We start from the raw sequence: 7,714 nt of genomic DNA, 5'->3' as shown, positions 1-7,714 counted from the left end.
CGGTCATGGGTGAGGTAGTGCTCGATGGCTGCGGCCTTCTGCGCCTGCGAGAACTTCGGTTCACGGCCTGCGTAGCCAGCGGACAAGTCGAGCTTGAGCTGGTACTCGTTGTACCAACCCTTCAAAGAATTCTTCGTCGGATAGCCCAGCTGCCGGATGGTGGGCCTGACGCGCTTGCCCAGCTTGATATAGAGCTCAACGGCTCGGATTCGATCTTCGTAAGAATACATGAACTACCTCCTGGTAGTCCAAGTTTTCGTCCGCGTCCCCGGTGGGTCAGGTTTGCGTGGAAATCAACAGGCGGATTGTGTCCAACTGCAAATTAGTACCGTTCATCCGGTTTGAAGATGCGCGCCGACGAGTTGATAGGTAAAATTTCTCAAAAATTCTGCGCCCATAGCAAATTTTATATTTATGAGCCCTATAGCGCTGCAGGAGCGGTGTGGACAAAGGTTTTAACCAGGCGAAGGGGAAGTCTGATGAGAAGAATAGCTTTCCAAAAACAGGTAAGCGGCTTCACGTTAATTGAAGTCATGATCGTGGTCGCAATCATTGGAATTTTGGCGGCGATTGCCTTGCCTAGCTATAGCGACTATGTGCTGCGCGGTCGGCTTCCAGAAGGCACCAGCGGGCTCGATACGATGCGCATGGACCTGGAGCGCTACTACCAAGACAATCGCACCTATGCGAGCACGGCCGCTGCTACATCACCATGTGCAAGCACACGCTCGCTGCAGTATTTTGATATTAGCTGCCCTACGCTCACCAACAGCGAGTACGCCGCTCAAGCGGTGGGCAAGGGCCCTGTCGCGGGTTTCACCTACACGATTAACTTTCGCAATGAGCGCTACACCACAGCCGCCGGCCCTGGTTATAGCACCTGCAGCACCAACAGCAACGGCTGGATGATGCGCAAGGGGCAGTCATGCTAACGCTTACGCGTCATGTCCGCAAAGTGCTCAGGGATATGGGTTTTACCATGGTGGAGTTGATGGTGACCATGGCTGTTATGGCTGTTTTAGCGGCTATTGCGCTGCCGTCTTTCCAAGTCTTCATGGCGGAGAACCGTGCCAGCGGCAAAGCAATGGAATTAGTGGCTGCCATCAAGACAGCGCAAACGGAAGCATTGCGCCGCAGCCGTCAGGTGGTGTTCACTTTGACCAACAGTCCTATGCCCACCACTGCACTGACGGGGGCTGTCGATGGTAAATCCTGGGCTACGGTGGCGCTGCCATTGCAAGACGCACCAAGCAGCGAGACGCCAGAGGTCATCAGCGTTGGCGGGTATAGCGAGGGTACTGCCGATGTGGTGGTAAATACAAGTACAGCCGCCACCTGCTTTATGCCAGATGGCTCGATCAAGGCGAATACCGCAACAGGGATATCAGGTGCGGATTGCGACACCGTTGCTGTCGCTGGCCGCCAGTTCTTGATTCGTCCGTCGCGTGGCTCCAAGGTCTGGCAAGTCAGTGTGTCTCCCTCGGGAAAAATCATGCGCTGCCAAGGCACTTTGGACGCCGGTGGCACCTTTACCTGCTCTTGAGTCATCCTATGCGCCCATATCCAGTTCGTAATAAAAATGCCGACCGTGGTTTCATGTTGATCGAGGTACTGGTCTCTCTGCTGATTTTTTCCTTTGGGGTGATTGGCCTGATGGGTATGCAAGCACGGGCCATACAGGCCGGCACTGATGCGCAAGACCGTGACATTGCAGCCAGACTAGCCAATCAGCTATCCAGCCAAATGCAAATTGGTAGAACCACTGACCTGAGTGCAGCCAATCTCGCTGCTTGGAAAGACCTCGTTGCCGCAGAGTTGCCCAATGGAGAGGGCTCCGTCACGCAAGTGACTACAGGAACCAATGCAAAGATCTTGGTGACATGGTTGGCTCCTACGAGGACCACTGGATCATCGACGACTGATGTCAAAAGCCGGTTCTCAACCCAGGTGGTGTTACCGCAATGAACCACTGCAATTCCACATTTCCAGGCAAGCGTGCTCACTTGCAGCAAGGCATGACCTTGATTGAGCTGATGGTGGCGCTCACCGTCGGCTTGTTGTTGGCTTTGGCCGTGACTACCGTGATTGCCGTCACCTTGCGACAGCAAAAGGTGTCAGCAGCGGTAGGAGAGCGGGATCAGGCTGGTGCATACGCGATCGCTCAATTGGATAAATACATCCGTAGCGCTGGCTCCGGTTTTTCGAACACTTCTCTGTTTGGCATGTTGGGCTGCACTTTGCATGCAACCAAAGGGAGTACCACTTTACTACCTGCCGCGAGCCTGGGTGCACCGTTTGCCAGTGTCAGTAGTTTGAAGGCACCCGCCGTTGCGCCAGTGTTGGTAGAGACGGGTGTAGGCGCCAATGGCTCGGACGTTATTTTTGTGATGGCGGCGCATGGAGGTGCGGCTAATGTGCCTCGCGCAGTGTTGCCAGCTGGTTCAGCCGTGCCTACGTTGGCATTCAACAATGTGATCAGCTTCGCACCCAAAGACCTGGTTCTTGTGGCAGCCAACGGTCATTCTGACTGCTACATCTCCCAAATCAATACGACTGCAAGCGTATCGGCTACTGTTGGCTTAGGTGGTAGCTATTACGCTGCATCTCAGATAACGCCATTACAGGCGATCGTGGATTCCAAGGCTGCATACCTGGCAGCACTAGGCAACAGCGCCGGTGGATATCCGGTAGCCAGACTATTTGGGGTAGGCAATGGAGACATGCTTTACCAATACGATGTATTGCAATTGACAAGCTCCTCGGCAGGCACCATTGCGGAAGATGTCTCTCACGTGTTTGCCCTTTATGGTGTAGATACGGACAACGACGGCAAGGTGGATACTTGGGTCAGCCCTGGCGCTGCAGGATGGACTGTGACAGACCTCAAAGCTGCCTCTTCAAAGATCAATCAGATCCTTGCAATTCGTGTAGCAGTCGTCACCCATTCTCATGGAACCAAGGAAGCGGGCATTAGCCCGGCAACGCTCTATGCGTTTGCGGACTTGGGATCGCTCAAAAAGACTATCACCTTGACCTCGACACAACGCGCTGACCGGTTCAAGGTGATGGAAAGCATTATTCCTTTGCGCAACAATTTGCTCGTCCAGTGATGAAGGCCACTAACATTTTCAACAGCGCGTCGATAGCGCCTGCTTTGCGGTGCGTTGCATCTCGCCGAACCCTATCGAGTCCTCGGCAAAGGGGGTTCTCACTATTTCTGACGTTGATCGCATTGGTCATATTGTTGGTGGCTGCGGTTGCCATCATGCGCTCCAATCAGATGGGCCTGTTTTCCAGCGGGAATCTGGCATTCAAGCAGGATTCTGTGGCTCGTGCAGAGCTTGTGAATGTGCGTGTGTATGCCCTGCTTCGCTCGGGAGGCGCTTTGGGCGATAGTGCCAGTCTTGCTGCAAGCAATACGAGCGTCAATTACAGCGCGACCGCCTTGCCTGGCAATGTGCAGGGAATACCCAAGGCGCTGATCGATGACAGCCTGTTTACCAGCTTCGGCACCAGCAGCAACGATATTGTGGATGCAGATAGCAATACCACCATTCGATACCTGATTGAACGCCTGTGCGACCAACCGGGCAACTCCCAAATTCTGGGGAAAGTCCATTGTGTATCCAACCCAGACAGTAATACTCAGGGTGGAAGCAGTACACAACAAGGGATGACCTTGCCGCAAAATTTTTCGCCTATCTACCGCATTTCCATGCGCGTTAAGGGGCCGCGCGGCACAGAGACCTATCTCCAAAGCACATTTCTCAACCCCCATTAATGAGTGAAGCAATGAATAAAGGGAGGGAGTACTTATGATGCCAATTCAAAAGCTGCTACGAAACGCTATTTGGTCGAGCGCATTCGCTGTGACGGCTTTGGCGCCGGTGCATACAAATGCCAGTTCGGTCGCGTTGTCCGATGTTCCTATTTTTTCCGGGTCCAGTGTTCCCGGCAATTTGACACTCCCGTTGTCGGTGGAGTTTCCTACAGCGCTCAGTGTTGCCAATCTGGGTGCGTACTCCAGCACAAGTACCTACTATGGTTACTTTGATCCAGACAAATGCTACGACTACGTGTACGACTCCAATCCGCCACCAGATGGCATTGCTTCTAGCAATAGCTATTTTCAGCCAGCAGGCAAGGCCAATGCGGCCCATGAATGCTCGGGTAAGTGGAGTGGTAACTTCATGAACTGGGCGACCATGCCGACTATTGATCCTTTCCGCTGGGCATTGACTGGCGGTTACCGATCAACTGACATACAGGGCATGACGATTTTGCAAAAGGGTTTTGCGTCGAATCAGGGAAGCTCTGGAAATTTTCCCAATCGCGGAACTGCTTATGGAGGGACAAATAGCCTCGCTACAGGTAGCGTGAGCAAGGTGTCGCCTTTTCCGGGAACCTCTCTGAACACTGCTATTTTTGCTCAGGGTGTGCGCATGCTATTTACGACAAATGCGGCAGCCCCTAGCGGCTCGGGCGCAGTGGAATATGGCGCCCCGACAATAACACCCCCCTCCAATTTTTTTGTGCAGATTCGAGTCCGGGTTTGCGATCCTTCAGCAACTGCAGGTGGCGTAGAAAGCAATTGCGTGAAGTATGGGTCAGACTACAAGCCAGAAGGCTTGATGCAAAAGTATGCCAACAAGATTCGCTACAGCGTATTTGGCTATTTGATGCAGGGTGGCAATGTACGTGACGGTGGTGTGCTACGCGCCAAAATGGGTTTTATCGGACCTACGTATCCGACTGCAGGTTCCGTGCCGGCGAGTAACCCAGTTGCCGAGTGGAGTGCAAGTACCGGCATCATGGCAACCAATCCGGACAGCGCCTTGGCTGCTGCTACGACCGCCGCTTTCGGCGATAGTATCAAGCAGTCCGGCGCCATGAACTACCTGAACAAGTTTGGCAATTTTGGACGGGCGTACGAAACTTATGACAATGTCAGTGAGCTCTATTACGCAGCAATCCGGTATCTTCAAAACAAGGGCAATGTTCCAGAGTGGACCAACAACGCAACGGGTTTTCTGGATGGATTTCCTGTTGCAACCCAATGGACTGACCCTATTACCCAATCCTGCCAAAAGAACTTTATCCTGGGCATTGGTGATGTGAATACTCATTTTGATAGTAATACGGGAGGCGGAACGCTTACGGATTCACAAGGCCCTGCTAAGCCAGCTGCTGTTGCTGCAGATACTTTCAACAAATCGGCGACATGGACTTCCCTGGTGGAAGCTGCAGAAGGAGGGTCTGTGGCTGGCAGAGGTGGGAGATGGGGAAGTAGTCCTGGGTCGGAGTACATAGCGGGCTTGGCCTATGGCAATCACGTCAAAGACATGCGCCCGGATTTAGCCGGCAACCAAACCGTTTCCACTTATTGGCTGGACGTGATGGAAGGCCAGTATGCCAAGGATCGGAATCCATACTGGCTGGCCGCGAAGTACGGTGGGTTTACAGTGCCTGCAGCCAATAACTATGACCCGGCTACACCTGTAGGACTGCCCAGTTTGGTCGATAGTCAGTGGACCGATGGTGAAATCATCAACATGAATGGCACCAATGAAAAGCGGCCAAGCAATTATTTTCTGGCAGGTAAGGCAAGCCAGATGATTGCTGGTTTGAACAAAGCATTCAGCAGTATTGCTGCAGCGGTCAATGCATACACCACTGCAGTGATGCCATCTTCCAACGTGGTGTCGACAAGCGGTACCACATCCTATGCAGCGAGCTACGGCAGCGAATCGTGGTCAGGCACTATTGGTGCCTCTACTTTGACTGTGGGAGCGTCAGGAACAGCGCAGACGGCTTTGTGGTCCACAGATACGACATTGACGGCGCAGTTCAATGGCACTGGTTGGGATACTAGTCGTGTTGTGGTTGCCTGGGACAAGGCAGTGAACAAAGCCGTACCATTTCGAATTGGCAGTCTTTCATCGGGGCTGAAGTCTGCTCTGGACACTACGTTTGTAGTTGGAGACGACTCCAGCAATTATTTGAATTACCTGAGGGGTGACAAGTCCAATGAAGTCGGAGCTACCTCTGGCACGCATGCGTATCGCTCTCGTACTGCGCCATTGGGCGATATTGTGAATTCCAAAATCACTTTATCTGCAGCGCCCAAAATGCAGTATCTGGACGCAAGCAATCCAGGTTATGCAGCATACAAGGCCTCTAACGCAACGCGCACACCACTGGTATTGTTTGGATCCAATGATGGAATGCTGCATGTCTTGAATGGTAGCGCTACGGGGGCAGATGCTGGCAAAGAATTGTTTTCCTATGTTCCTGGCTTAGCCTTCTATGGGCCAGACGGATCAACTACCAGTGATGCCAATACCAATGGCCTGGCGGCTATCGGCAATCCGGCCTACGAGCACCGTTTCTATGTCGATGCTACTCCTCAGGTGTTCGATGTGGATTTCCAGAAGACACAAGGCAGCACGTTGACTGCACCTACCTGGAAGACATTGGTAGTGGGTGGCCTTGGCAAAGGTGGAAAAGGCTTTTACGCGATTGATATCACCAACCCTGGAGATTTCACCACAGAGGCAAGCGCCGCCGGCAAGGTGCTGTGGGAAATCAGCAATACCACGCCGGGGTTTGAACACATGGGCTATAGCTATGGTGCGCCTGTGATGGTCAAGACCGCAAAGTACGGCTGGACGTTGATCTTGACCTCTGGCTACAACAATGACGATGGGAACGGCTATCTGTTCCTGGTGAATCCCACAACCGGCGCATTGCTTGACACCATCAGCACAGGTACTGCGGCCCCTGGTTTGGCCCAGGCTTCTGCATTCATCAACGCTTACACCGATGGAACTGCTGATGCTGTCTATGCGGGTGATTTGAATGGTCAGCTCTGGCGTTTTGATTTGACGGCTGCGGGTTCAAGCACCTATCCTGCGCCTCAACTGTTGTTTCAGACGGCTTCGCCAAGTGGCGGTCCCCAGCCCATCACGGTGGCACCCATTCCGGAAGTTCATCCCCGAACGCTGGAGCGCGTAGTGTTATTTGGTACCGGAAAATTGCTGGATGGTACGGATATCGCGATGTCGCAGGTTCAAAGCTTCTATGCAGTGACCGATGGCGATGGTAAAAAATTCAATACCGCTTTGACCTCGACCTTGCATCGCAGCGATCTGGTTGAACGCACCTCGCTGACCTCTCCTGTAGCAACCATGCCGACCACCGCGCGGGGCTGGTTCTACAACCTGGGAACCACCGACGGCACTGCCTGGCGTACTCTGCTGACTGCAGCTGCGGCCAATGGCATTGCGGTGTTTACATCCACATTGACCAGTGGTGGCGATGGCTGCAGCCCGTCGGGCTCAAGCAGGGCATATGGGGTGGACTTTGCAAACGGTAGCTCAGTGCTTCAGGATCCCAACAATGCCAATAATGTGGTGGAGAGCTTGGCGCTCAGTGGCATAGCGACAGACAACACAGTCATCAGCCAAGATGGCGAGACCAGCGGATTGGCCGCAAATGATCGAGGGGATTTGGTGCAACTGAAATTCAAATCCGCTAATGGCAATGCCGTAAAGCTGATCAATTGGCGTGAGGTGAACCCAGTGGATTGATGCGACAGGGTTGGCCTTTGTCATTTGGACGGGCTTTGTTGCATAAATCGGTTTGAGACTGAGTCTCCCCAAACCCCAGACGTAGTTATGCCACGGCCACCGTTTGGGGCGTGCCCAGCTCGGTG

General features: G+C 53.3%; 6 protein-coding genes and 1 pseudogene. 6 read left to right on the top strand and 1 reads right to left on the bottom strand.

The window, feature by feature from the left end; translation table 11 throughout:
- Positions 1-230, bottom strand: a pseudogene (locus HNP33_RS20595) (IS3 family transposase); the annotation flags it as partial.
- Between the two features lie 117 nt (positions 231-347).
- On the opposite strand from HNP33_RS20595, the gene HNP33_RS21305 reads away from it, so the two are divergent.
- The 6 genes from HNP33_RS21305 to HNP33_RS20565 all read left to right on the top strand — a co-directional run bounded on the left by HNP33_RS21305 (position 348) and on the right by HNP33_RS20565 (position 7,589).
- Positions 348-932, top strand: coding sequence for a type IV pilin protein (locus HNP33_RS21305; RefSeq protein ID WP_325064969.1), 585 nt, complete (start codon positions 348-350; stop codon positions 930-932).
- Positions 926-1,543, top strand: a complete 618-nt coding sequence (locus HNP33_RS20585) for a pilus assembly FimT family protein (protein WP_184711730.1) — start codon at positions 926-928, stop codon at positions 1,541-1,543. Before HNP33_RS21305 ends, HNP33_RS20585 begins: the two co-directional genes overlap by 7 nt.
- 8 nt (positions 1,544-1,551) lie before the next feature.
- Positions 1,552-1,965 carry a type IV pilus modification PilV family protein gene (locus HNP33_RS20580; protein WP_184711728.1) on the top strand — a complete coding sequence of 138 codons (414 nt, stop codon included), beginning with the start codon at positions 1,552-1,554 and terminating at the stop codon, positions 1,963-1,965.
- Positions 1,962-3,110, top strand: coding sequence for a PilW family protein (locus HNP33_RS20575; RefSeq protein ID WP_418903869.1), 1,149 nt, complete (start codon positions 1,962-1,964; stop codon positions 3,108-3,110). The genes HNP33_RS20580 and HNP33_RS20575 overlap by 4 nt, the downstream gene beginning before the upstream one ends.
- Before the next feature lie 113 nt (positions 3,111-3,223).
- Entirely contained in the window at positions 3,224-3,781 is a 558-nt protein-coding gene (locus HNP33_RS20570; RefSeq protein WP_184711726.1) for a pilus assembly PilX family protein, read from the top strand.
- A 34-nt stretch (positions 3,782-3,815) separates the two neighbouring features.
- Positions 3,816-7,589: a pilus assembly protein gene (locus HNP33_RS20565; protein ID WP_184711725.1), complete on the top strand. Its 3,774-nt coding sequence runs from the start codon at positions 3,816-3,818 to the stop codon at positions 7,587-7,589.
- The last annotated feature ends 125 nt before the right edge of the window (positions 7,590-7,714 follow it).

Origin of the sequence: Comamonas odontotermitis (genome assembly GCF_014207855.1) — a bacterium.
GTDB lineage: Bacteria > Pseudomonadota > Gammaproteobacteria > Burkholderiales > Burkholderiaceae_C > Comamonas > Comamonas odontotermitis_A.
This window is presented reverse-complemented; position numbering and strand designations above follow the sequence as displayed.

Coding starts and splice junctions, on each gene's coding strand:
- HNP33_RS21305 (WP_325064969.1), top strand. CDS start 348: ATGCGCGCCGACGAGTTGATAGGTAAAATTTCTCAAAAATTCTGCGCC.
- HNP33_RS20585 (WP_184711730.1), top strand. CDS start 926: ATGCTAACGCTTACGCGTCATGTCCGCAAAGTGCTCAGGGATATGGGT.
- HNP33_RS20580 (WP_184711728.1), top strand. CDS start 1,552: ATGCGCCCATATCCAGTTCGTAATAAAAATGCCGACCGTGGTTTCATG.
- HNP33_RS20575 (WP_418903869.1), top strand. CDS start 1,962: ATGAACCACTGCAATTCCACATTTCCAGGCAAGCGTGCTCACTTGCAG.
- HNP33_RS20565 (WP_184711725.1), top strand. CDS start 3,816: ATGATGCCAATTCAAAAGCTGCTACGAAACGCTATTTGGTCGAGCGCA.